We start from the raw sequence: 24,916 nt of genomic DNA on the forward strand, positions 1-24,916 counted from the left end.
GCTCAGTATGTTTTATCATGGCGAAACCACCTTGTTTCCACGTTACCGAGGTCAATTCCGTAGAGACTGGCGACCGGTAATATCGCCTCCATCATGCGTTGGGTATCCTGCTGCCCGGCTTCACCGTTAGATAAAGATGCCAGCCAGCCCGTGATGCGTTGCCATAGTGCCACTTTCATTTTTCTCCTCCGTCGGGAAGCGTTTTGCTTGCGTCTATTTCAACCACAGTTGACGGCGGGCGGGAAATATCAATTCCTGATTTGTAATTCTGCGGGATGCATATTAGGGGTGAGAGGATCTTCCCGGAGGCGGTGCGGGCTACTTGTCCCCAGTTTGGTAGCCCGGACAGGCGCGTCAAGCACCGCCTCCGGGACTATGCGCAAGGGTTCCGTTCACCCTCAGTCAGCAGATAATGCCTCACCGTTACCCGTGAACGGGTAAAGGGGGAGAAAACCGCCTCCCCCTTTACAATCCCCGCGGTCCCGCAAAGAAATCGGTGCTGCGCACTGCGCTCACCTCCCGGTCCTCAGCCTGCGGTCGGCTCAACTCGACGTCCTGTCTCGCTTCGCCTCTGGCCGCCATCCATGGCGGCCAGTCCTTGTCTTCCGACCTCCGGTTCGCCGATTTCAGCGGGTTCCAGGGCATCGCTGCAAGTCTTATGGTTTCAGAAAGATACCAATAGCTGACAGAATATCTCCCGGAGGCGGTGCTGCGCACCTGTCCGGGCTACTTGTCCCCAGTTTGGTAGCACAGAGCCGGATAAACAATATCCACAATTTTGTTAAGTTCTTTTTCGTTATAGATAAGAACTTTTTCTTCTTTGCCGCAGACGGTCAATTTGTGGGAGCGTGATTAACACAAAACAAAACAGGGATTCAGGGGATAAATTATGCGCATTGCAAAAACAAAAATCGCGCTGGCGCTGGGCATTCTGGTGCTCGCCGCGCAGGCTCAGGCCGATCAATTAGCCGATATCAAAGCCGCCGGAGTGATCAAAGTCGCCACCTTCGACGCCAACCCGCCTTTCGGCTCGGTAGACCCGAAAACGCATAAAATCGTCGGCTACGACGTGGACTTCGCCGAAGCGCTGGCAAAATCGCTTGGCGTGAAGCTGGAGCTGGTCGCTACTAACCCGGCTAACCGCATTCCGCTGCTGCAATCCGGTAAAGCCGATCTGATCGTCGCCGATATCACTATCACCCCGGAACGCGCGCAGGTGATTGATTTCTCAACGCCATACTTCGTGACCGGCCAGCAGTTCCTCGTCCCGGCCAAATCAGCGGATAAACTTGATGATTACAGCAAAGCACGTATCGGCGCGGTAAAAGGCACCACCGGCGAGCAGGCGCTGCATCAGCGTTTCCCGCAATCTCGCGTGCTCTCTTATGACGATATTCCGCTGGCGCTGACCGCCCTGCGCAACGGTAACGTGCAGGCGATCACTCAGGACAGCACCATTCTCGCCGGGCTGCTGGCGGAAGCGCCGGACAAGGCGAACTTCAAAATCATTCCTGACCTGCTGAGCAAAGAAGAGATTGGCGTCGGTGTGAAGAAAGGCGAACCGGCTCTGCTGAAAGCGGTGAACGACGAGCTGGTAAACCTGGAGAAATCCGGCGAAGCGGCCAAAATTTACGACGTCTGGTTTGGCCCGAGCACCAAAACCCCGCAGCCGCGCGCCTTTACTATCGAAGCTAAATAAGCAGAAAATACATTATGTTATCGGCTCTATTTTCACGCTCCGCGGCATCGTCCGCGGATTTTTCGCACCTAAAGCGCGCCAGTATTGAATTTCGCGATGTCGCCAAAAGCTACGGCGATCATCGGGTACTGAACGGCGTTAATTTGCAGGTCGAACCCGGCGAAGTGGTGGCGATCCTCGGCCCTTCGGGATCGGGCAAATCAACCCTGATCCGCCTGATCAACCAGCTGGAATCCCTCAGCGGCGGCGAGATCCTGATCGACGGCAAACCCACGCGTCAGCTCACCGGCAGCGCCCTGCGCCAGCTGCGCAGCCGGGTCGGTTTTGTCTTTCAGCAGTTTAATCTCTACGCCCATCTGACGGCACAGGAGAATATCAGCCTCGCACTGGAACGCGTTCACGGCTGGGGCAAAAGCGCCGCCCGCGAACGCTCGCTGGCGCTGCTCAGGCAGGTTGGTCTGGAAGATAAAGCCCAGCAGATGCCCGCCCAGCTCTCCGGCGGCCAGCAGCAGCGGGTGGCCATCGCCCGCGCCCTCGCCTCTTCGCCGCAAATCATCCTGTTCGATGAACCGACATCAGCGCTGGACCCGGAGATGATCGGCGAAGTCTTGCAGGTGATGAAAACCCTCGCCCACAGCGGGATCACCATGGTAGTGGTGACGCACGAGATGCAGTTTGCCCGTGAGATTGCTGACCGGGTGGTGTTTATCGACGGCGGCGATATTCTCGAAGTCGCGCCGCCAGCCGAGTTCTTCGCCCGACCGCAGCACGCCCGCACCCGCCGTTTTCTGCAAAAGGTGCTCGACCCGCTGCACCAGGAGAGTGAGGCGTGATCCTACATCTCGACTGGCATGGCGTCCTGAGTGGGCAGCCGCTGCAGTGGATAATCTCCGGTTTTCTCACCACCGTCTGGGTTAGCGTCGCCGGGATGATTCTGGCGACCGCACTGGCCATCCTGTTACTGGCGCTGCGCCTCGGCGGCGGTCGGCCCGGACGCTGGCTAGTGGCGGCGTGGGTTTCGCTGTTTCGCAATACTCCGCTGCTGGTCCAACTGCTGTTCTGGTATTTCGCCGCCTGGAATCTGCTGCCGCTGGGGGCGCGGGATTTTATCAACGACGAACATAGCTGGTCGATTCTGCCGGGCAACGTCTGGTGGCTGACGCCGGAGTTTCTCTGCTCGATGTGGGGGCTTGGGGTCTTTACCTCGGCATTTCTGATTGAGGAGATCGCCTCCGGGCTGCGCGCCGTTAGCCACGGCCAGCGGGAAGCGGCGCTGTCGCAGGGGTTAACGCCCTGGCAGGAGCTGCGCCACATTCTGCTGCCGCAGGGGCTGGCGAACGCCTGGCAGCCAATTATCGGCCAGTATTTGAACCTGATGAAGCTTTCTTCGCTGGCGAGCGGCATCGGCTTTGCCGAACTCACCTATCAGGTGCGGCAAATTGAGAGTTACAACGCGCATGCGCTGGAGGCCTTTGCCGTCGGCACCGTGCTGTATCTGGCGCTTGGCGTGGTCATGGGCGTGGCGCTGACGCGTTTCGGTCCGGGAAAACATCAGCAAAGGAGAGCCGGGTATGAACGCTAATCTGGCGGTGATTGTCGATAACCTCGACTATCTGCTGTGGGGACGACTGGCGGACGGTATTCCCGGCGGCGTGGTGCTGACGCTACTGATGGCTACCGGCGCCGCCGTGTTGGCGCTGCCCGGCGGGGTGCTGTTGGCGGGTATCGCCTGGCGTTATGACGGGATCGTGCGCCGGTTATTATTTCTGTGGGCGGAGATTATTCGCGGCATCCCGCTGATTTTCGTGATTTTCTGGCTGTGGTATCTGCTGCCAATGCTTACCGGCAGCGATCTGCCGGGGGCGGTGACCGTCACGGTAGCGCTGGCGTGGTTTACCGCCGCCTCGGTGATGCACTCGGTGCTGGCGGGTCTACAATCGCTGCCCAATGGGCAGTATGAAGCCGCGCTAACGCAGGGGTTTGCTCCCGGACAGACGCTGCGCCTGATTCTGCTGCCGCAGGCTTTACGCAACGTTCAGCCGTCGCTGGTCGGGATATTTATCGGCCTGCTTAAAGACACTTCGCTGGCCTTTATCGTCAACGTACCGGAACTGACCACCGTCGCTGGACAGGTGAATAACCGGGTGCAGATTTACCCGCTGGCGATTTTTGTCTTTACCGGCGCGGTTTATTATTTACTGTGCTGCGGCCTGAGCCTGCTGGCGAATCGTCGGTATTCTAGAGCTGCCGGGTAAATCATTCGACATGGCGCGGTTAGTTGATATCGCGCCACGTCGCTTTAACGTGGACTTCAGCGTGAATTGCGCAGAGAAACGGATCGGTGGTCGGAATAAGACTTTTCATCAGAATTTCGTCGGTGAAAAAAGCGGAGGAAAATCCCCCCGCTCTGATACAACAAAAAAATCGGCTAATTACACAACGCGGCCCGGAGGAAGGGTGAATTCATTCGTCCAGGTAGCATCAAACTGTACGCTGACGTCGCCACTCCAGATACCGTCCGGCAACATACTGTAGTCAGCGACTTCCGTTGTACCGTCAGTGGTACCTTTGATGATGGAGAAAGTGAAAAAATCCTGGGCGCTGGTGCGGCCAGACTGGTTGTAACCGCCTGAAAGCGCACTAAGATTGCCGCCCAGAATGCCAACCGCCGTATCAATCATTTTGGTGTCGGTAGTTTTCTCAACGGCAACGCCGTTATATGCCACGCCAACATCCAGAGTTGAGCCAGAAGTGTCCAGTTGGGTTAGGGTGTTAGCCACCAGACGGGATGTCAGTTTAAAGTCAGTAGCACCGCTTTCCCCTGCGATAGTGACATCAAACAGGCCTTTCTGGGTGTTAAAACCCTTGATACCTTCCGCATAGTTGAAGGTCAGGCTGCCCAGCGGCGTGACAATCAGCCTGCTGGTGGTGTCTTTTTTCGCCGTAGCAGGCCAGGTCGCCACTGCCTGCGCCGTGGTATCAACGGCGTGCGCAACGCCGATACCAGAGAACGTTGCAGCCAGGGCAACAGCAATCATCTTTTTATTCATTACATTTCATCCTGAGTAAAAATTAAGGGCATAGCACCCCATCTCCATACGTATTAATCATTAATACGCGAATTCAATAAAAATGGTTAAATCAACAATGAATACAGCTCCACCTAAGCAGCACCTCTTTTTTATACCCTAAATAATTCGAGTTGCAGGCAGGCGGCAAGTAAGAGAGTCCCGATGAGCTTACTCAAGTAAGTGATTCGGGTGAACGCACGTAGCCAACGCACATGCAACTTGAAGTATGACGGGTATAGTTATCCTGCTTTTATATCTGCTCACATATTTACGGTGCTAGAAAATTACTTCACCTTGCAATCATCGGTCATTTTAATAAATTTCTCGTTATAGACGATGTAGTGATTCCCCGGCTGGCGAAGCGTCGCCTGGCGAACGATATCGCCAGGCCGTAAATACCAGGCATCGCCCTCTTCTTCTGTCGAATCGCAGCCGGGCTTGATCAGCAGCTTAAACCAGGTATTGCCGGTATTGCTGACTGTTCCCGCGGCCCGGTCAAACTCCCATTTAAACTGTACCTGGCGCGGGCGCACCACCAGGATGGTGTCCATCACCACCACCGGATCCATACTCACCGCTGTCCCACTTTTATTGCGTATCACGTAATTTCGGGTCGAAATTTCACGAAATGAAACCCGGTAATAACGCTCGCGATTGTCTTTCGGACCGTGGTAGTAAAATTTAAAATATTCACTCTCTCCAGAGTGCAAGGTTAACTGACGCGGGGCAAACAGCAGTTCGCCGTCAGCCGGGCGGGAACGTACCTCTTTGCCGCTGGGACGATCGATGCCGACGATCGAGACCCGGTAAAGGCGCGCGCTTTTATTGTTATTAATAACCCGTTTAGATGCGAAATTATCTTCAGCCGCCAGCGAAAAGGTGAGATTACCGACGGAGATAGCTTGCGCCGCGCTCACGAAACCCAGCACCAGCAGGCAGAGCAGCATCCGCAGCAAATTAGTTAGTGTTACGCCACGTCGCCTGAACATGGATTTCTCCTGAAGCACTCACTTCACCAAACCAGCCGTCATTATCCACCGTGCGCAGCGATATATCGTTATTCATTGGAATGGAAAACTTCACCGTCGTTTTATCCATCTCCCCCACGTCGCCGGAAATATCGTTCCACGGGGTGGTTAACCATAATGCATCGGTCATATCACGCCAGGTATCATCACAACCGGCATCGTAAGTTTTGGTTGTCCCGGTCTGAGTGGTAAACACCAGCGTCGCCGGAAAAGGTACTTTGGTCATGCCGTCTGATGAACTAAAAACACAGTAAGAGCGCCCACCGATAACCTGCGTCGGTCCCTTCACTTTAATCTGTACTTCGTCGGCGGCAGTTTTACCGCTGGTCGTGACAATATAGCCGAAGTCCAGCGACGGTTCGTATCTTCCCACATTCCCTTCACGCGTCGGCGCGGTGGTGTACTCATCTGAAATAATGCTGACGCCAAAATCACGAGGTTTAATGATGATCGTGTTGGAGGCGGAAAATTCATACCAGCCAGACTCCGGTGAGATGGTGTTCTGAAAACGAAAGTTAAACAAATCCTTGGTATTAATATCGCTCATCCCCAGTTGCACCATCTTTTTAAAAAAATTACTGGAGAAAAAAACGTACACTGAATCAGATGATTTCATATCATTGAAATTATAGTAATAAGTGGTGCCGCTAACCGGCTTCCACGAACTACCATTTAGACTAAACTGCATATCATAGTTACCCACCGCAGAAGCCAGCGACGAGTTGCTGATAGCCGGAAAGATATGGATAGAGGTATTGCTGAGGCCATTGTGCTGCAAAATGTAGTTCACAATTTTGCAGCTCAACCCGGAACGGGTTCCGATAGTCTGCGTCCGACAATCGGCATTGCCTTCACCCATAGTCGGTATCCCATCACTGTTAATAAAGACTTCAGCAAGTGCATTGGTATTTACCAGCTTCAGATGCCCACCTTTAGTGTGGCTTACTTTACGCACATACCAGGTTCCTGAAACCTGATCCTTGCACCGACCTCCGCTATTAGCATCATAACTAACTGAAGTCGTGCAAGAATTCATCGTCATCGTCAAGTTCCCACCGACCGGGGTCTGTTGCAAAGCCTGATAAAAAGAGTCGGACATCATGCCGTGCATCCATTTTTGCCCACCGCTGGTCACCTTCACGCCATAAAAGCCGCTGGCATCGGTAGTTTGCGGCAGGATCAGGCTGGTTGCCATATCGCAACCGGAATACCAGTTGATGCATCGCAAGCCAAGCAGTGGATTAACGGCTGGCGAATTTTCCAGCCACATATCGAAGTACCAGTTGGCGTGCAATCCGGTGTTATAGCCATTGTCAATGTAGCCCAGACTCTGCTGATAAATGGTGCCCGAACCGTTATATTTCAGTCCGGTCCAGCGGTTCGCCCCGGTCATTCGCGGATCCAGCCCACCGCCGGGCGTGACGAAATAGTTATCGTCCGAGTTATTTTCCACAAAGACAAACTGCATAGTCGCTGCGTCGGATCTGACGGTTTTTGTTACTGCAGCGTTAACCCGCGCCGCGCACAGCGTCGCCGTTAACATCATTAAATATACCAACCAATTAGCCTTCATTACCTTCTCCTGTCAGTTGCACGCTGGCATAGGTCGCAAGGCCGCTACAGACCACATCACCTACCCACACCGCACCTCGCGCCTGGCTTAACTCCAGCGCCACTTCACAGCTCTGGTTTTTGCCGTAACTGAAATCAATGGTCGGATATTTTTTATCAACGTCCATCACAAACTCACCGTTGTCATCGGTAAGAGTTCGCCCGATATGATTATTAATGCGGGCATTGGCCAGCAGCGTGCCGTCTTCTGCGCGAATACGTCCGGAAACGGTCACCATCTGCTTCACTTCCGGATCAAGCACCGCCACATTGCCCGGATAGAGCGTCAGGCGGCTTTTACGCCCGCTCACGATGTCGTAGCTGTCGAGGGAGTTTTTGCTGTTTTGGAGTTCCACTTCATAACGGTTGTACGGCGATAGCGGCAGATAGTTGCGCTTGCCGGAGATCTGGAAAATACGTCCGTTGACCTTCGCGCTTAGCTGAGCGTCATCCTCCAGGCCGGTGTTCAAAATCAGCCCCGCATTGCCTTCACTCATGCCGCTGGCGGCAATGTTTTTCCCTTGCCAACCCACGCTGCCGCTGGCGTTCAGGTTGGTGTTCACATAGCCGTCCGCGCCGCTGTTCACATTCAGCGTACCGTTGGCATAACGCGTCTCAAACTGCGCATAGGCCCCGCCGCTGAGAGTTTTGTCATCGCCGGTATCGCCGGAAATTGCCCGCGAGACGTTGGCCCCGATGGTGCGGATCGCACCTTCATTGAACCGCTTACGCGCGGACAGGTTGGCCGTCGAGTAGCCGTTCTGATGCGACATCCCGCCGCTCAACCAGTTGCCAAGCGGTAAGGAAAGGTCGAGCGCGATATATTTGCCAGTATTGTTGTTATAACCTGAATTATTAAAACGCTGGATGCCCGCACGCAGTCCCAGCGAACCAAAAGAGCCGCTATAAAGCGTCTGGTAATAATCCGCCGTATAGTAGTGACTGCTGTTTTGGCGGTCATCGTTGTAGCTCATACTGAAGGTTCCCAGCTTTGACCACAGAGACCCCAGGTTTAGCGATCCGCCGATAGCACGGTTATCGGCATTGCTGCGCCGTAGCGTGTCGCCAATCGATGTTTTTTCCTGGTTCACCCAGACCGAGCTGAAGCCGCCGGGAAGCGTAGCGCTGATGCTACCGATGCTGCTCCAGGAGCTGTCGCTGGCCACCATGTTCTGCATGTTGATGTTAATCATGCTGGTCAGCGGCAGGCTAAACCGCGCTTCACCCACGGCGCTGGTGTCATAGCCGTAGCCCGATGCCGACCAGGTGAGGGTATGCAACGACCCCGATGCCGACCCCCCCGCCAGCCAGCTATCTTTCGCGGGCTGCGTTTTTCTGCCGTCCTGCGACCAGCGGTCCATATGGAAGCTGCCGCCCCAGAACTGCCAGGCCAGCGGCGCACCGGCTCCGCGTCCCCGGCTGAACAGTTTGTTGACTCGCTGAGTGCGTTTACTGACCGAGCGACCGTTGACGATCACTTCCACTTCAATATCGTAAATCCCGTACGGTAGCCCGCGCGTATCCACTTCATGGTTACCCATGGCGAAGTTCTGTACGCTCAGCAGCCGCCCATCACGCGACAGGTGTACTTCCCCCGCCGCAGATAAGAAAGCCACGACCGGCGTCGCCGACTGAGTGTTATCAAATACCGTCGAACTGGCCTGATTCCCCCACGAGGCACCGTAAATTTTCCCTGCCGAAACGGCGGTCATTGGCCCCAGCGATTGCAGGTTCCAGGTATCCAGCATTCCGGCGGCAAAGCGGTGACCGGAAAAATCCCGTTCATACATCGCTTTATACAGTTGATTGTTTTGGTTGCTGGTACCGACACCGTAAACCGATCCATCAAGCGCGATATGGTGTTCGCGTAAGGCGCTTACGCTGTTCAGCGACAGGTAGCTGGAAGTGCTATCGCCGCCGTTGTGCATCTGGTTGTTATACACCCCGAGGTTGTAGTTCAGGGTACTGCTGATTTTATTGACGCTGGACTGACCGATATCTTCGCTGCGCGAACGCAGTACGGTGCCCAGAGCTTCTTTTTTCACCACCAGTTGTAACAGCAGGCGGCGCAGATCGAACTGTAGCCGGGCATCCGGCGTCAGGGGAATACGCAGATCGTCGCTAAAGGGAGCATCAGCTATCTCAGTGAGTAACTGCCGGGTCGCCGCATTGAGCGTCGCGTTCTCTTCTTTTTCTTCCAGTTGGATCTGGCGGATCCGCAGTGCCCCACCATCCATCCAGATAAAGGCACTGCCGAGCCGCTGGTCATCCTGGGTGCCAGAGCTACCTTCGAGATGGGTGAACAGCGGGATACTCATTCCGTCACGCAGCGCCAGACCAAAGGCCTGGGGAATAATCACGCCGCCAATCTGGCGTACCGGTACGGAGGCCGCGTCAACGCAGGAAGGAACAGAAAAAATAACAAAACCGGAGGCAAGGATCGTTCGCAGGCCAGAGGCGTTCCAAAATGAGGGCATATCCTTATCCCGTTTGTATAAGCTATTATTTCACAGGCACAAACTGCTCACCCTGCCAAAGCGCTACCCGCCCTTTTTTATCCGCGACATTTACGCGAGTAAAACGACGATTATCCCCCGGCATCAGAAAGTAGGTCTCTTTGCACTCTTTACCGTCCGCAACCTTCAAGCACGGGCCGTAGGCCAGAATTCGTAGCGTGGCGTTACCGGTATTCACCAGCTTTCCATCGTTGTACTGATAGCGGAAATTCACCTTGCGCGGTGCCACAACCAGAATGGTACCGATACGGGCTGAAGCGGTGGCCACCGCGGTGCGGGAACCGCCATTACGCTGTGCGTCGCTTAAGGCCTGATCGAACCAGACAATACGGTAATAACGCTCTTTTTCATCCGCCGGACCTTTATAGAAAAAACGAATCGATTCACTGGACTGGGCAGGCAGCAGCAGGCTGGCGGGCGTCAATAACAGCTCCTCTTTACTCTCCATCGGAATAACTTTTCCCCCTTCCAGCGGTGTCGTCAGACGTTCAATGTGAATATTGATCAGCCGCCCGCTGTCGGTGGTATTTTTAATTTCTTTGCTCAGCACGCTGGCTTCACTATTGATAAATGAGGAGATATCACCGACGTCAAGCGCCAGGGCCGGTGGAATTGCGCAGAGAAACAGGCCGAAGGCCAGAATGCGATTTTTCATCAGAATTCCATCCGTGAAAAAGGCGGGGGCCCCCCCGCCCGGTATGACCGAAAAATTAAATTACTGGAGTCGCTGCAGTCCATGTTGCGTCGAACTGTACGCTGACGTCACCGCTCCAGATACCTTCCGGCAGCGTGCTGTAGTCAGTCACAACCGCTGAACCATCAGTGGTACCTTTGATGATGGAGAAAGTGAAATTATCCTGAGCGCTGGTACGGGTAGTCTGGTTATAGCCAGTAGACAAGGCGCTAAGGTTGCCGCCCAGAATACCCGCAGCAGTATCGATCATTTTGGTATCGGCATTTTTCTCAACGGCAACGCCGTTATAAGCCACACCTACGTCAAGAGTTGAGCCAGAAGTATCCAGCTGAGTCAGGGTGTTACTCACCAGACGAGAAGTCAGTTTAAAACCAGTAGCACTGGTGTCACCCGCGACAGTGACATCAAACAGGCCTTTCTGGGTGTTAAAGCCCTTGATGCCTTCAGCATAGTTGAATGACAGACTGCCCAGCGGGGTGACAACCAGCTTGCTGGTAGTGTCTTTTTTCGCCGTGGCGGACCAGGTCGCAACGGCCTGTGCAGTCGTATCAACTGCGTGTGCAACGCCCATACCAGAGAACGCGGCAACCAGAGCAACGGCAATAATCTTTTTATTCATAACATTTCATCCTGAGTAAAAATTAAGGGCACAATGCCCCACATCCATGCGCATTAATCATTAATGCGCGAATTCAATAACAACGGTCGAATCAACTGAAAAACGTTAAATGGCTATTCGATTTATCTTGGAATACAGCTTCCCCTCAGCATTGCGCTGATGGGTATATACCGTCTTCACACTACAATTTTCTATTCTGGCAATTGATTTTGGCTGCATCCCCTGCGCAAGAAGACCAATAATCTGCATCTCTTTTTTGGTCATTTTTCCTTTTTTAATATCTGTGCGTAGAAAGCGGCCATTTATTACCCGAGCTAATTCATAGCGAATATTTCGTAGCGATCCCGCATAAACCACGCCCCTGGCCTGGCTATTGAAATACCAGTAATTAGCCAGCGCCTCCAACCTGGCGGCGGCAATTAACACCACCTGTTTTTTCTCTGTTTTTCTCAACCATTGACGTTCATGGCTGATAAAGTGGCACATAAATTTGGGGCTTATATTAATAAATATAAAATCATCCCGTATAGCTTCCAGGGACGGGTAAACTAATTCTCTGATTTCAAAAATAATCTCGGATAATCCATCAGCAAAGTAGCGATCGTCCTTCGGCCAGATACATGACCTTAAATCAAATTGATAATCCATATATCACGCGTTCCTCCTCCATGATTCTACCGATTTCCCTAATGCTAAAATGGGGCAGGGAGTGGTTTCCCTCACTCCTGAAAAAACAGCCAAATATACACAGAAAAAATAACCCACAGTGCACATAAATCAAAATAAAACATAGATGTAATGAATAATTAATATATATACGCAGAATAAAAAATGAAATATTCCTTCTGCGCTTAAGAATTTATGTGTTTAATTAACATGAGTCAATATGAAGGAAGGGGAAAATCTAAATTCACATACAAAACATTAGAACAACTAAAATAAAATAACAAAAAAAGTTAGAAATACTTAATCTTAAAAAATAAAATAAAGGACAAAAAAACAATGAATATCAATAAGATAAACAAAATCTGTCAAATGAAAAAAATTCTCAATTCACTCTAACCAGGAATTTTCCCGAAATTCATTCGGAATTCCTTTAGGAATAACAAAACAAATATAAAATACAAATAATACAAAAGAAAATAAAAGTCAGCATGAATCATTCAATGTTGGAATATTATATATATTCTAGATACAAAAATGTCATTTCATAACATTCATAAAAGGTGGAATTTGAGGATGATGACTTCATGAAAAAACAAACAAAGGAACATCACGCAGCGAAGACAGATCACTTGAAGTTATGAGTTAACTCACGTTTACCGGAGTGTGCCCGGCTATTTCACCGGGCAATCGTCAGTCATTTTAATAAATTTATCGTTATAGATGATGTAGTGGTTCCCTGGTTGGCGCAGCGTAGCCTGGCGGACAACGTCGCCGGGCCGTAAGTACCATGCATCTCCCTCCTCTTCCGTCGTGTCGCATCCGGGCTTGATCAGCAGTTTAAACCAGGTGTTGCCGGTATTGCTGACGGTACCCGCCGTACGGTCAAAAGCCCATTTAAACTGCACCTGCCGCGGTCGCACCACCAGGATGGTATCTATCACCACCACCGGTTCCATGCTGACCTCGGTACCGCCGGGATTGCGCATCACATAATTACGGGGAGGAATTTCACGAAATGAAACCCGGTAATAGCGTTCGCGATTGTCTTTCGGGCCGTGGTAGTAAAACTTAAAATATTCGCTCTCGCCTGCCTGCAGCGTCAGCTGACGTGGAGCAAACAGCAGTTCGCCGTCTGCTGGGCGTGAACGCACTTCTTTACCGCCAGGACGGTCAATCGCCACGATTGACACGCGGTACAAACGCGCACTTTTGTTATTATTTATCACCCGCTTAGCGGCAAATTCTGCGTCTGCCGCCAGCGAAAAGGTTAAATTGCCGACGGAGATAGCCTGCGCCGCTGAGGATGCCCACAGCGCCAGCAGGCAGAAGGCTGTTGGCAGCCAATTAATTAATGTTACGCCACGTCGCCTGGACATGAATCTCTCCTGAAGCACTCACTTCACCAAACCAGCCGTTATTCTCTACCGTGCGCAGTGATATATCGTTATTCATCGGAATCGAAAACTTCACCGTCGCTTTATCCATCTGTCCCGTATCGCCGGAAATATCGGTCCATGGGGTGGTTAACCAGAGTGCGTCGGTCATATCGCGCCAGGTATCATCGCACCCGGCATCATAAGTTTTGGTGGTTCCTGCCTGGGTAAGAAATGCCAGCGTCGCCGGGAACGGCACTTTCGACGTCCCATCCGGGGAACTAAAAATACAGTATGAACGCCCGCCAATAACCTGTGCCGGACCGGTCACTTTAATGAGCACTTCATCGGCGGCAGTTTTACCGCTGGTCGTGACAATATAGCCGAAGTCCAGCGACGGTTCGCCGCTGCCAACATATCCTTCACGAGTTGGAGCAGAAGTATATTCATCGGAAATAATACTGATACTGAAGTCACGCGGTTTAATAATCAGCGTATTGGAGGTCGAAAATTCATACCAACCCGATTCCGGTGAAGTGGTGTTCTGAAAGCGGAAGTTAAACAAGTCTTTGGTATTAACATCGCTTATTCCCAGTGCCACCATCTGCTTAAAAAAATTACTGGAGAAGAAGACATAAATTGAATCAGAGGCTTTCATCTCATTGAACGTGTAATACTGTGCCGTACCGCTAACGGGTTTCCACGAATTACCGTTGAGACTAAACTGCATATCATAGCTGCCTACCGCTGAAGACAGCGACGAGTTGCTGATCGCCGGGAATACGTGGATGGAGACGTTGCTCAGGCCGTTAGTTTGCAAATTGTAGTTCACCATCTTGCAGCTCAAGCCGGAACGGGTACCGATCGTTTGCGTCCGGCAATCGGCATTCCCCTCCCCCAGCGTTGGCACGCCATCGCTATTGATAAACACTTCCGCCAGCGCATGGGTGTTAATTAGCTTTAGGCTTGCGGCCTTGGTATGAGTGACATTACGCACATACCAGTAACCTGAAGCCTGATCTTTACAGCGTTCGCCGTTGCTGGCGTTATAGCTGACGGAGGTCATACAGGAGTTAATGGTCATAGAGAAACTGCTGCCCACCGACATCTGCTGCAGATACTGGTAGAAAGAGTCGGACATCATGCCATGCATCCACTTTTGCCCGCCAGGCGTCACCGTCGCGCCATAGAAACCACTGGCATCGGAAGTTTGCGGCAGGATCAGGCTGGTCGCCATATCGCAACCTGCATACCAGTTGATACAGCGCAGGCCGCTCAGCGGATGGGAAGCCGGGGAGTTTTCAAACCACATATCGAACAGCCAGTTTGCGTACAGCCCGGTGTTATAACCGTTGTCGATATAGCCCAGACTCTGCTGATAGATAGTGCCCGAGCCGTTATATTTCAGTCCGGTCCAGCGGTTGGCCCCGGTCATGCGCGGGTCTAAGCCTGCGCCTGGGGTAACAAAGAAGTTATCATCCGAGTTGTTTTCCACAAACACAAACTGCATGGCCGCCGCATCGGGCCAGACGGTTTTATTTATCGCAGCATTAACCCGCGCTACGCACAGCGCCGCCGTTAACATCACTAAATATGCCAGCCACTTAGCTTTCATTACCTTCTCCTGTCGGCTGCACGCTGGCATAGGTCGCAAGGCCGCTACAGACCACATCACCTACCCACACCGCACCGCGCGCCTGGCTCAGCTCCAGCGCCACTTCACAGCTCTGGTTTTTGCCGTAACTGAAATCAATGGTCGGATATTTTTTATCAACGTCCATCACAAATTCACCCTTCTCATCGGTACGGGTTCGACCGATATGGTTATTAATGCGCGCATTGGCCAGCAGCGTGCCGTCTTCGGCGCGAATACGTCCGGAAACGGTCACCATCTGCTTCACTTCTGGCTCAATGACCGCCACGTTCCCCGGATAAAGGGTTAATTGGCTCTTACGCCCGGTGACGATGTCGTAGCTATCAAGCGAATTTTTGCTGTTTTGCAGCTCAATTTCATAACGGCTGTACGGCGACAGCGGCAGGTAGTTACGCTTGCCGGAAAGCTGCACGATCCGCCCGTTGACCTTCGCGCTCAGCTTGCCGTCATCCTCAAGACCGGTATTGAAAATCACTCCGGCGTTGCCATCAGTGCGCCCGCTGGCGGCGATATTTTTCCCCTGCCAGCCGACGCTACCGTTGGCGGTCAGGTTAGTGTTTATATAGCCGTCCGCGCCGCTGTTCACGTTTAGCGTGCCGGTGGAATAACGGGTATCAAACTGAGCATAGGCGCCACCGCTGAGGGTTTTGTCATCGCCGGTATCGCCGGAAATCGCCCGCGAGATATTCGCGCCAATGGTACGAATGCTGCCTTCATCAAACTGTTTACGCGCCGACAGGTTAGCCATAGTGTAGCCGTTCTGGTGCGTCATCCCGGCGCTGAACCAGTTGCCCAGCGGCAGCGAGAAGTCGAGCGCAATGTATTTCCCGGTATTCGCGCTGCTGTCACCATTATTAAAACGCTGGATCCCCGCGCGCAGCCCCATCGATCCCCACGATCCGGTATACAGCGTCTGGTAGTAATCTGCGGTGTAGTAATGGCTGTTATAGCGACGATCGTCGTTATAGCTGATGCTAAACGTTCCCAGTTTTGACCAGAGTGAATTCAGGTTCAGCGTACCGCCAATTGCCCGGTTATCGGCATTACTGCGCCGCAGCTTATCGCCGATTTGAGTTTTCTCCTGGTTGACCCAAATCGAACTGAACCCGCCGGGCAGCGTGGCGCTGATGCTGCCGATGCTGCTCCATGAATTATCGCTGGCCAGCATATTTTGCAGGTTCACATTGATAGATTCAGTGAGCGGCAGCGTCAGACGAGTTTCAGCAACCGCATTGTTATCATAGCCGTAGCCGGTCGCCGCCCAGCTGAAGGTACTGATCGAACCGGAGGCCGAAGCCCCTGCCAGCCAGCTGTCTTTGGCCGGGAGCGTCTTTTTGCCGCTTTCGGACCAGCGGTCCATATGGAAGCTTCCGCCCCAGAACTGCCATGCCAGCGGCGCTCCTGCTCCTCGCCCGCGGCTGAACAGCTTATTCACTCTCTGGGTGCGTTTGCTGACTACCCGCCCATTCACAATCACTTCAACTTCAACATCATAAATCCCGTATGGCAGGCCGCGCGTATCCACCTCGTGGTTACCCATGGCAAAGTTCTGCACGCTCACCAGCCGTCCCTCGCGGGTAAGATGAACTTCCCCTGCGGCGGGTAAAAAGGCAACCACTGGGGTGGCCGACTGGGTGTTATCAAACACCGTCGAACTGGCCTGGTTACCCCAGGAAGCCCCGTAGATCTTCCCTGCTGAAATCGCGGTCATTGGGCCGAGTGATTGCAGGTTCCAGGTATCCAGCATCCCGCCCGCAAAGCGATGACCGGCAAAATCCCGTTCGTACATCGCTTTATACACTTCGCTATCCTGGTTGCCGGAGCCAATGCCGTACAGCGAGCCGTCCAGCACAACGTGATGTTCGCGCAGCGCGGTGACGTTATTCAGCGACAGATAGCTGGAGGTGTTGTTGCCGCCATTGCGCATCTGGTTGTTATAAACGCCGAGGTTATAGTTCAGGGTGCTGCTGACGGTGTTAACGCTGGACTGACCAATATCCTCACTACGAGAACGCAGCACGGTACCCAATGCCTCTTTTTTCACCACCAGCTGTAGCAGCAGCTGGCGCAGACTAAGTTCCAGCTGCGCGTCATCGGTCAGATTGATTTTAAGGTCTTTGCTGAAGGCTTCATTGGCCAGCGAAGTCAGCTGCTTTCGGGTTTGTTCACTCACGGTAGCGTTGCTGTCGCTTTCTTCCAGCTGAATTTGCCGCACGCGCAGAACACCATTATCCAACCAGATAAAGGCGTTACCAATTCTTTGATCGTCCTGGGTACCGGTGCTGCCTTCGAGATGAATATACAGCGGGATGCTCATTCCATCCTGAAGCGCCTGACTGAAGGCCTGGGGGATAATCACGCCGCCGATTTGCTGTACTTTATCAGTCGCGGCACTCACGCTGAGCGGAACGGACAAAATGACCATGCCGGAGGCGAGAAGTGTCTTCAGTCCTGGGGTGATCCGTCGTAGAGGCATAGTCTTAGTCCGTCAGCACAGATGTCTATTTCACGGGAACAAACTGCTCGCCCTGCCAGAGCGCGACCCGTCCTTTTTTGTCAGCGACATTGACGCGCGTAAATCGGCGCTCTTTTCCCGGCATCAGGAAGTAGTTTTCTTTGCACTCTTTACCATCGGCGGCTTTCAGGCACGGGCCGTAGGCGAGAATGCGCAGCGTAGCGTTGCCGGTATTCACCATCTTTCCATCTGCGTACTGGTAGCGAAAATTCGCTTTTCTCGGCGCGACCACCAGGATGGTGCCAATCCGGGCTGAGGCCGTCGCCACCGCGCTGCGGGTGGATCCATTTCGCTGAGCGTCGCTTAATGCCTGATCGAACCAGACGATGCGGTAATAACGCTCTTTATCGTCCGCCGGGCCTTTATAGAAAAAGCGAATAACGTCGCTGGCCTTCGCCGGTAGCAGCAGGCTGGCGGGCGTCAGTAAAATCTCGTCCTGCTTATCCATCGGAATCACTTTGCCGCCGTCCAGCGGTGAGGTGAGGCGTTCCATATGGATGTTAATTAAGCGACCGCTGTCGGTCGTATTTTTGATCTCTTTACTCAGCGTGCTGCTGTCGCTGTTCATAAATGAAGAGATATCGCCCACATCCAGCGCCAGAGCTGGCGTCATTCCGCAGAGCAACAGGCCGATGGCCAGAATGTGATTTTTCATATGAATTCAGTCCGTGAAATAAGGCAGGGAGAAATCTCCCTGCCTGGTACGTCGAGAGGATCAGCTGGTCCAGGTTGCGTCGAACTGAACGCTGACGTCGCCGCTCCAGATACCTTCCGGCAGCGTGCTGTAGTCAGTCACGTCCGCAGTACCATCAGTGGTGCCGCTGATGATGGAGAAGGTGAAACCGTCCTGCGCAGTGGTACGGCCAGCAGTTTTGTAACCGTTAGACAGCGCGCTGAGGTTGCCACCCAGTGTGCCAGCAGCGGTGTCGATCATGGTGGTGTCGCCGTTTTTCTCTACCGCAGCACCGTTATAATCAACGCCTACGTTCAGGGTGGAACCTGAGGTATCCAGCTGAGTCAGAGTGTTGGTGATCAGACGAGAAGTCAGCTTGAAAGAAGTTGCGGTGGTATCACCTTCGATAGCAACATCAAACAGGCCTTTCTGGGTATTAAAGCCTTTAATCCCTTCGGCATACTGGAAAGCCAGGCTGCCCAGCGGAGTCACCACCAGCTTGCTGGTAGTATCTTTCTTGGCGGTTGCAGACCAGGTAGCGACTGCCTGAGCAGTAACGTCAGCAGCCTGAGCGACACCCATACCGGCAAACGCGGTTACCAGAGCAATTGCAAGAACCTTTTTTTTCATAGCATTTTCATCCTGAGTTTATTTAGGGACTTGATGTCCCACGTCTGTGTGCATTTCATTTCCCGCCATAGCTCAAGTCACATCAATATTACTTGTGACGTTAATTATTTTGGGTATAACGACCTGGTGCACAATTTTTAAAAACAATGTTCACTACTAATTAGAGCGCTAACTTATAAATTTTTGAATACAGTTTCGCCTCGGCATTACGTCGATGGGTATAAACTGTTTTCACACTACAATTTTCAACTTTGGCGATAGATTTCGGATGCATTCCCTGAGCCGTCATGCGAATTATTTGCATTTCTCTATCGGTAATTTTTTCTTTCTTTATATCTTTACGCAGAAAACGTCCATTAATAACGTAAGCCAGCTCCTGGCGAATATCCTTGGTCAAATCAACATAAACTACACCGCGAATTGATCCATTGTAATACCAGTAATTGGCCAGCGCTTCTGATCGCCTCGCGGCGATAAGCACGATCTGCTTTCCTTTCATTTCTGCCAGCCACTCGCTATCACGGCGGATAAAATAGTTCAGAGAACTGGCGCTAAGATTGATAAAAACAAACTCCTGACACACTTTCGCAAGTGGCAGATAAATTAGCTTATCGATATCTAAAATAAGCTCAACCAGACCCGTCATAAAATAATTATCATGCGCAGGCCAGATGCACTTATCTAAAGAACATTTATGATCCATATAAAGTTAAACCCCATAGTCCTGGAAATCTCGAACGTATCACACACTGCTGATAGCCCAGGCCTGCAAAGTCTAAGTCAGCAAATCCCTCTTTAATTGATATCCAATATAAAATCCAAATAGCATTACTTGAGAAAAATAACACTAAAGAAATTGCTTGTTTCTAGTGGTTACAAATTTAGGATTTTTCTCGATGAGTGTCAATAAGTGTGGTGAATGCTAATTGCCGACCAGGTCAATTTAGGCCTTGAGAATAAAAATAAGAATATTGAGTTAAACACAAAAACCATTTATTTTCATGTGGTTATTGATGACTTATGCGTAAATTCTTAATCAATTATTACCTGACCTAGGATCTTATCTATATAAACTTAAGACTATTCTTAAGTTCATGATTATATAAAAAGCTAAAAAACCGAACAAACACATAAATTAAGAATATAAACCTAAAATACAACAAAATTATAGGTAATAATTTCATTAATAATGCTTATTATCAGTTTTATATACCGCACAAAAGGCATAAAGGCAGACTAAAAAATTAGTGATGCAAATCGTAATCAATCGCTAAAACATTATCTATTCGATTAAACCGACTTAGAGCACAAGATCGTACGGACATCTGGAATCGTTTACCCGATATACCCTAAATAATTCGAGTTGCAGGAAGGCGGCGACGCAGTAAGTCCCCAGGAGCTTACTGAAGTAAGTGACTGGGGCGAGCGAGGAAAGCCAACGCACATGCAACTTGAAGTATGACGGGTATAAACCTGAGTTTGCAGTTTGTGAGTAATGTCGCACAAAATTCCCAGTCTCCATCAGAGGAAAAATGTATCGGTATTTTTCTCAACAAATAGCGTAATAAAGGTAGCAGAACAGCTCGCGCCTCCCGGAAGTAGATGAAAAAACGTGATCCCTCCCGCACTTTTTTACTCATAAAGGCGTTTGTCTTTTACATCCGTTCACTATTTGTTCGCTTTACTGTCATCTGGCAGTCATAAAAAACACCATTAATAGTGCCCAGTTTAATGACGAATCTGGACGCACTTATGAACAGCACTCTCGCTGCGGTTGCAGAAACCGACTATCAGCAGTTTACGCAACCCCATACCGCCCGACAGCGGACGGTCTTAAGCGTACGCAACCTGAGCAAATCCTACAGCGCGCAGCAAACCGTACTGGATAGCATCAGTTTCGATCTCCATGCGGGCGAGCTAGTTGGCGTGATTGGCCGATCCGGTGCAGGCAAATCCACCCTATTACATGTCCTGAATGGTACCCATAGCACCAGCGGCGGCGAGATCCTGAGCTATCCAGAAGTAGGGACGCCACAGGATGTATCAAAGCTGACAGGCCGCGCGTTAAATGCCTGGCGCAGCCAGTGCGGGATGATCTTTCAGGATTTCTGCCTGGTTCCCCGTCTCGATGTGTTAACCAACGTGCTGCTGGGACGCCTGAGCCAAACCTCAACCCTGAAATCGTTATTCAAAGTCTTTCCTGATGCTGACCGCGCCCGCGCTATCTCTCTACTCGAATGGATGAATATGCTGCCACATGCGCTACAGAGGGCGGAAAATCTCTCCGGCGGTCAAATGCAGCGCGTGGCAATTTGCCGGGCGTTAATGCAAAACCCGGGTATTTTACTGGCTGATGAACCGGTCGCCTCTCTCGACCCGAAAAATACGCAGCGGATCATGAATGTTCTGCGCGAAATTAGCGAACAGGGCATCAGCGTAATGGTAAACCTGCACTCGGTGGAACTGGTGCATGAATATTGCACCCGAGTTATCGGCGTAGCCAAAGGCAAGATTATTTTTGACGACCATCCCACTCGGCTGAATCAGGATATTCTGCATCGGCTGTACGGCGATGAAATTAGCCAATTGCATTAAATTTCACTCACACGGGCAAAATAATGAAAAAGTACATCACTGGCGCAGTTCGTTTATCCGCAGCGGTTGCAGGCATTATGATGGCGTGGCAGGCAAATGCTGCTGAGCAACCGAAGGAATTAAATCTGGGCATCCTTGGCGGTCAGAACGCAACGCAGCAAATTGGTGATAACCAGTGCGTTAAACAGTTCCTCGATAAAGAGCTGAACGTGGATACCAAATTACGCAACTCCTCCGACTATTCTGGCGTGATTCAGGGGTTACTGGGCGGCAAAGTTGACGTGGTATTAAGTATGTCGCCGTCATCTTACGCCTCTGTTTATATTAACAACCCGAAGGCCGTTGATATTGTCGGTATCGCCGTTGATGATAAAGATCAATCCCGCGGCTACCACTCGGTGGTGGTAGTTAAAGCCGATAGCCCATATAAAAAGTTAGAAGACCTGAAAGGTAAAGCGTTTGGTTTTGCCGATCCGGATTCCACTTCCGGCTTTTTAATTCCGAACCACGCCTTTAAACAGCAGTTCGGTGGTACATCGGATAATAAATATAACAACTTCTTCTCCAGCGTGACCTTCTCCGGCGGCCACGAGCAAGACATTCTTGGCGTGCTGAATGGTCAGTTTGCCGGGGCGGTGACCTGGACCTCCATGGTGGGCGATTACAACAGCGGCTACAGCGTCGGTGCTTTCAATCGCCTGATTCGCATGGATCACCCGGACCTGATGAAACAAATCCGTATTATCTGGCAATCGCCGCTGATCCCGAATGGCCCAATCCTGGTGAGTAACGCTCTGCCTGCTGACTTCAAGGCCAAAGTCGTCACTGCGATTAAAAAGCTGGATACCGACGATCACGCCTGCTTTATTAAAGCGATGGGCGGTACCCAGCATATTGGCCCCGGTAGCGTGGCTGATTTCCAGCAGATCATCGATATGAAACGCGAGCTGGTTAGCGCGCGTTAATCCCGCCCTGACGCCGCAGCCCGGCACATTTAGCGGGCGGCGGCGACTCGTTGAAGACACAGCGACGCATGAATAACACCCATACCGAATTTGAACGCTATTACCAGCAGGTCCGCGCACGGCAAAAGCGTGACACTTTTAGCTGGTCGCTGCTGCTATTGGTTCTCTATTTCGCCGCCGGTAGCATGGCCGAGTTTAATCTCTTCACCATCTGGCATTCGCTGCCCAACTTTCTCGATTACATGTTTGAGACCTTGCCGACTCTGCATATCGCCGATCTGTTTGCCGATTCGCATACCAAAGGCTCGCTGGCGTACTGGGGCTATCGCCTGCCCATTCAGTTGCCGCTTATCTGGGAAACGCTACAGCTGGCTCTGGCGTCCACGCTGGTTGCGGTAGTTATCGCCACCCTGCTGGCGTTTATTGCCGCCAATAACGCCTGGTCCCCTGCCCCGCTGCGCTTTGCCGTTCGCGTGCTGGTGGCTTTTCTGCGCACCATGCCGGAGCTGGCGTGGGCAGTGATTTTCGTTATGGCCTTCGGTATCGGCGCGATCCCCGGCTTTCTGGCATTAATGCTGCACACCATCGGCAGCCTGACCAAACTGTTTTATGAAGCGGTAGAGAGCGCGCAGGATAAACCGGTGCGCGGGCTGGCCGCCTGTGGCGCTTCGCGGTTGCAACGCATTCGCTTTGCCCTGTGGCCGCAGGTGAAACCAATTTTTCTCTCCTACGGCTTTATGCGCCTGGAGATTAACTTCCGCTCTTCAACCATCCTTGGACTGGTGGGCGCTGGCGGCATCGGCCAGGAGTTGATGACCAATATCAAGCTGGATCGTTACGATCAGGTCAGCATCACGCTGCTGCTGATCATTATTGTCGTGTCGCTGCTGGATATGCTGTCCGGCCGCCTGCGGCAGTGGGTTCTGGAGGGAAAAAAATGAGTCAGTGGCAAAACCAACCGGATATCGCCGCCAGCCGTCGTCAGCATCAACGTTTGTACAAGGCTCAGGGGCGCTATTTGCGCTACGTCGGCCTGCTGGCTCTGGCCAGCGTGCTTTATTATGTTTGGTTCTTTATGCAGTTCGGCATCAGCGGCGAGCAGCTCACCACCGGGCTGCAGCAAATCGGCCGTTATCTGCTGCGGATGTTTGTCTGGCGCGACTTCTTCAACTGGCCATTCGGCTATTATTTCACCCAAATCGGTATTACCCTGGCGATCGTTTTTGCCGGGACCATTACCGCGACGGTTATCGCCCTGCTGCTTTCATTTCTCGCGGCGCGCAATATTATGCGCGGCTTTATTCCAGCAACCATCGCCCTGCTAATGCGCCGGTTGTTTGATGTCCTGCGCGGAATCGATATGGCGATCTGGGGTCTGATTTTCGTGCGCGCCGTCGGGCTTGGGCCGCTGGCCGGGGTATTGGCGATCATCATGCAGGATACCGGGCTGCTGGGTCGCCTGTACGCCGAAGGGCACGAGGCGGTTGACCGCTCACCGGGGCGCGGGCTGACGGCAGTGGGTGCCAACGGTTTGCAGAAGCACCGCTTTAGCATTTTCACCCAGTCTTTCCCGACGTTTCTGGCGCTGAGTCTGTATCAGATTGAGTCCAACACCCGTTCAGCAGCGGTGCTGGGTTTTGTTGGCGCAGGGGGGATCGGTCTGATTTATGCGGAAAACATGCGCCTGTGGAACTGGGACGTGGTGATGTTTATTACCCTGCTGCTGGTCATTGTCGTCATGGCGATGGATACGCTTTCCGCGTGGCTGCGCCGCCGTTATATCGGCGGCAATGTAGTGCCGCTGTTTAAAGCCGATTAGTTCTGATATCGCGACGTTCCCGGAGGCGGCGCAATGCGCCCCAAACGGCACGAAAAGTAGCCCGGGTAAGGCGTTTACGCCGCGACCCGGGGAAAACTCAAAGCCGCCACTCCAGCACTGGCCACTGATGCTCTGCATTCACCGCGACCAGTTGCGGGCATGGATTGACCAATCGCACACGGTCGGCGTGCAGGCACAGCGGCAGGTCGTTAATCGAATCGGTATAGAACGTCACTTCACCCGAGTATTCAGGATGCGCCTGTCGCCACAGCGCCAGACGCACCACTTTCCCCTGCTGATAGCTCGGCGTACCGGCAATCACCCCGGTATAGCCGCCGTCGGCCATCTCCACATCAATCCCTAACGCCTGTTCGATACCCAGCTCCGCTGCTACTGCCTGCACCAGCAGGCTAACCGACGCCGAGATAACCAGCATCTGCTCACCCCGAGCTTGTAGAGTACGAATCAGATCCCACGCCTGCGGGTAAACGCGCGGCATTATCTCTTCACGTACGCAGCGTACCAGCAGACTGTCCACTTCCTGCTTTGGTACTCCAATCAGCGGTGCCTGAATCAGGGCGACGTAATCGGCAATGTTCATTTCACCACGATCGTAGTCGTCCATCAGCATCGCTTCACGCGCCAGATAGCCAGGATCGTTCACCCAGCCTTCGCGCACCATGAATCGGCTCCACACCGTGCTGCTATCACCCTTAATTAACGTGTTATCCAGATCGAAAATCGTCAGCGTTTTGCTCATCGTTTGTTTTCCCTAATCAGCAACAGAG

At 52.2% G+C, this 24,916-nt stretch carries 23 protein-coding genes; 8 read left to right on the forward strand and 15 right to left on the reverse strand.

Annotation, left to right across the window (positions count from 1 at the left end):
* Positions 1-2: 2 nt before the first annotated feature.
* Positions 3-179, reverse strand: a complete 177-nt coding sequence (locus ACMYSL_RS22845) for a hypothetical protein (protein ID WP_110273846.1) — start codon at positions 177-179, stop codon at positions 3-5.
* 710 nt (positions 180-889) lie between these two features.
* Between ACMYSL_RS22845 and ACMYSL_RS22850 the strand changes: the two genes are divergently transcribed.
* The 4 genes from ACMYSL_RS22850 to ACMYSL_RS22865 are packed head-to-tail and all read left to right on the forward strand — an operon-like array spanning position 890 to position 3,954.
* The gene (locus tag ACMYSL_RS22850; RefSeq protein ID WP_434660016.1) at positions 890-1,699 is read left to right on the forward strand and encodes an ABC transporter substrate-binding protein; all 810 of its coding nucleotides are present in this window, start codon (positions 890-892) and stop codon (positions 1,697-1,699) included.
* 14 nt (positions 1,700-1,713) lie between these two features.
* Positions 1,714-2,532, forward strand: coding sequence for an amino acid ABC transporter ATP-binding protein (locus tag ACMYSL_RS22855; RefSeq protein ID WP_434660017.1), 819 nt, complete (start codon positions 1,714-1,716; stop codon positions 2,530-2,532).
* Entirely contained in the window at positions 2,529-3,281 is a 753-nt protein-coding gene (locus ACMYSL_RS22860; protein ID WP_434660018.1) for an amino acid ABC transporter permease, read from the forward strand. Before ACMYSL_RS22855 ends, ACMYSL_RS22860 begins: the two co-directional genes overlap by 4 nt.
* Positions 3,271-3,954 (forward strand): amino acid ABC transporter permease, encoded by a 684-nt coding sequence (locus ACMYSL_RS22865; protein WP_434660019.1) that lies wholly within the window; start codon positions 3,271-3,273, stop codon positions 3,952-3,954. The genes ACMYSL_RS22860 and ACMYSL_RS22865 overlap by 11 nt, the downstream gene beginning before the upstream one ends.
* 177 nt (positions 3,955-4,131) lie before the next feature.
* Here ACMYSL_RS22865 and ecpA (ACMYSL_RS22870) read toward each other — a convergent pair whose 3' ends face one another.
* The 13 genes from ecpA (ACMYSL_RS22870) to ecpR (ACMYSL_RS22930) all read right to left on the reverse strand — a co-directional run bounded on the left by ecpA (ACMYSL_RS22870) (position 4,132) and on the right by ecpR (ACMYSL_RS22930) (position 19,452).
* Positions 4,132-4,749: a common pilus major fimbrillin subunit EcpA gene (ecpA, locus tag ACMYSL_RS22870; protein ID WP_434660020.1), complete on the reverse strand. Its 618-nt coding sequence runs from the start codon at positions 4,747-4,749 to the stop codon at positions 4,132-4,134.
* A 305-nt stretch (positions 4,750-5,054) separates the two neighbouring features.
* A complete protein-coding gene (locus tag ACMYSL_RS22875; RefSeq protein WP_434660021.1) occupies positions 5,055-5,759 on the reverse strand; it encodes a hypothetical protein in 705 nt (234 codons plus the stop codon).
* Entirely contained in the window at positions 5,728-7,344 is a 1,617-nt protein-coding gene (ecpD, locus tag ACMYSL_RS22880) for a fimbrial adhesin EcpD (protein WP_434664212.1), read from the reverse strand. The genes ACMYSL_RS22875 and ecpD (ACMYSL_RS22880) overlap by 32 nt, the downstream gene beginning before the upstream one ends.
* 16 nt (positions 7,345-7,360) lie before the next feature.
* The gene (locus tag ACMYSL_RS22885; RefSeq protein WP_434660022.1) at positions 7,361-9,886 is read right to left on the reverse strand and encodes a CS1-pili formation C-terminal domain-containing protein; all 2,526 of its coding nucleotides are present in this window, start codon (positions 9,884-9,886) and stop codon (positions 7,361-7,363) included.
* 25 nt (positions 9,887-9,911) lie between these two features.
* Positions 9,912-10,580 carry a hypothetical protein gene (locus ACMYSL_RS22890; RefSeq protein ID WP_434660023.1) on the reverse strand — a complete coding sequence of 223 codons (669 nt, stop codon included), beginning with the start codon at positions 10,578-10,580 and terminating at the stop codon, positions 9,912-9,914.
* A 55-nt stretch (positions 10,581-10,635) separates the two neighbouring features.
* Positions 10,636-11,238, reverse strand: coding sequence for a common pilus major fimbrillin subunit EcpA (gene ecpA, locus ACMYSL_RS22895; RefSeq protein ID WP_434660024.1), 603 nt, complete (start codon positions 11,236-11,238; stop codon positions 10,636-10,638).
* 105 nt (positions 11,239-11,343) lie between these two features.
* A complete protein-coding gene (gene ecpR, locus ACMYSL_RS22900) occupies positions 11,344-11,886 on the reverse strand; it encodes an ECP biosynthesis operon DNA-binding transcriptional regulator EcpR (protein WP_434660025.1) in 543 nt (180 codons plus the stop codon).
* Between the two features lie 689 nt (positions 11,887-12,575).
* Complete coding sequence (locus ACMYSL_RS22905; RefSeq protein ID WP_434660026.1) at positions 12,576-13,280, reverse strand: fimbrial biogenesis chaperone; 705 nt, start codon at positions 13,278-13,280, stop codon at positions 12,576-12,578.
* Complete coding sequence (gene ecpD / locus ACMYSL_RS22910; RefSeq protein WP_434664215.1) at positions 13,249-14,862, reverse strand: fimbrial adhesin EcpD; 1,614 nt, start codon at positions 14,860-14,862, stop codon at positions 13,249-13,251. Before ecpD (ACMYSL_RS22910) ends, ACMYSL_RS22905 begins: the two co-directional genes overlap by 32 nt.
* Before the next feature lie 19 nt (positions 14,863-14,881).
* Positions 14,882-17,407 carry a CS1-pili formation C-terminal domain-containing protein gene (locus ACMYSL_RS22915; RefSeq protein ID WP_434660027.1) on the reverse strand — a complete coding sequence of 842 codons (2,526 nt, stop codon included), beginning with the start codon at positions 17,405-17,407 and terminating at the stop codon, positions 14,882-14,884.
* 25 nt (positions 17,408-17,432) lie between these two features.
* Positions 17,433-18,101, reverse strand: coding sequence for a hypothetical protein (locus ACMYSL_RS22920; protein WP_434660028.1), 669 nt, complete (start codon positions 18,099-18,101; stop codon positions 17,433-17,435).
* Positions 18,102-18,161: 60 nt separating this feature from the next.
* Positions 18,162-18,749 (reverse strand): common pilus major fimbrillin subunit EcpA, encoded by a 588-nt coding sequence (gene ecpA / locus ACMYSL_RS22925; RefSeq protein ID WP_434660029.1) that lies wholly within the window; start codon positions 18,747-18,749, stop codon positions 18,162-18,164.
* Between the two features lie 160 nt (positions 18,750-18,909).
* Positions 18,910-19,452 carry an ECP biosynthesis operon DNA-binding transcriptional regulator EcpR gene (ecpR, locus tag ACMYSL_RS22930; protein ID WP_181483427.1) on the reverse strand — a complete coding sequence of 181 codons (543 nt, stop codon included), beginning with the start codon at positions 19,450-19,452 and terminating at the stop codon, positions 18,910-18,912.
* 1,049 nt (positions 19,453-20,501) lie between these two features.
* Between ecpR (ACMYSL_RS22930) and phnC the strand changes: the two genes are divergently transcribed.
* From phnC to phnE (ACMYSL_RS22950), 4 genes are all read left to right on the forward strand, one after another.
* A complete protein-coding gene (gene phnC, locus ACMYSL_RS22935; RefSeq protein WP_434660030.1) occupies positions 20,502-21,344 on the forward strand; it encodes a phosphonate ABC transporter ATP-binding protein in 843 nt (280 codons plus the stop codon).
* 23 nt (positions 21,345-21,367) lie between these two features.
* Positions 21,368-22,309 carry a phosphonate ABC transporter substrate-binding protein gene (gene phnD, locus ACMYSL_RS22940; RefSeq protein WP_182236589.1) on the forward strand — a complete coding sequence of 314 codons (942 nt, stop codon included), beginning with the start codon at positions 21,368-21,370 and terminating at the stop codon, positions 22,307-22,309.
* Positions 22,310-22,377: 68 nt separating this feature from the next.
* On the forward strand, positions 22,378-23,250 hold the full coding sequence (gene phnE / locus ACMYSL_RS22945; protein WP_434660031.1) for a phosphonate ABC transporter, permease protein PhnE: 873 nt from the start codon (positions 22,378-22,380) through the stop codon (positions 23,248-23,250).
* Complete coding sequence (phnE, locus tag ACMYSL_RS22950; RefSeq protein WP_434660032.1) at positions 23,247-24,128, forward strand: phosphonate ABC transporter, permease protein PhnE; 882 nt, start codon at positions 23,247-23,249, stop codon at positions 24,126-24,128. The genes phnE (ACMYSL_RS22945) and phnE (ACMYSL_RS22950) overlap by 4 nt, the downstream gene beginning before the upstream one ends.
* Positions 24,129-24,225: 97 nt before the next feature.
* On the opposite strand, the gene ACMYSL_RS22955 is transcribed toward phnE (ACMYSL_RS22950), so the two are convergent.
* Entirely contained in the window at positions 24,226-24,888 is a 663-nt protein-coding gene (locus tag ACMYSL_RS22955) for an HAD family hydrolase (RefSeq protein ID WP_434660033.1), read from the reverse strand.
* Positions 24,889-24,916: the final 28 nt, after the last annotated feature.

It is taken from the genome of Klebsiella sp. MISC125 (assembly GCF_051131775.1).
Taxonomy (GTDB): Bacteria; Pseudomonadota; Gammaproteobacteria; order Enterobacterales; family Enterobacteriaceae; genus Klebsiella.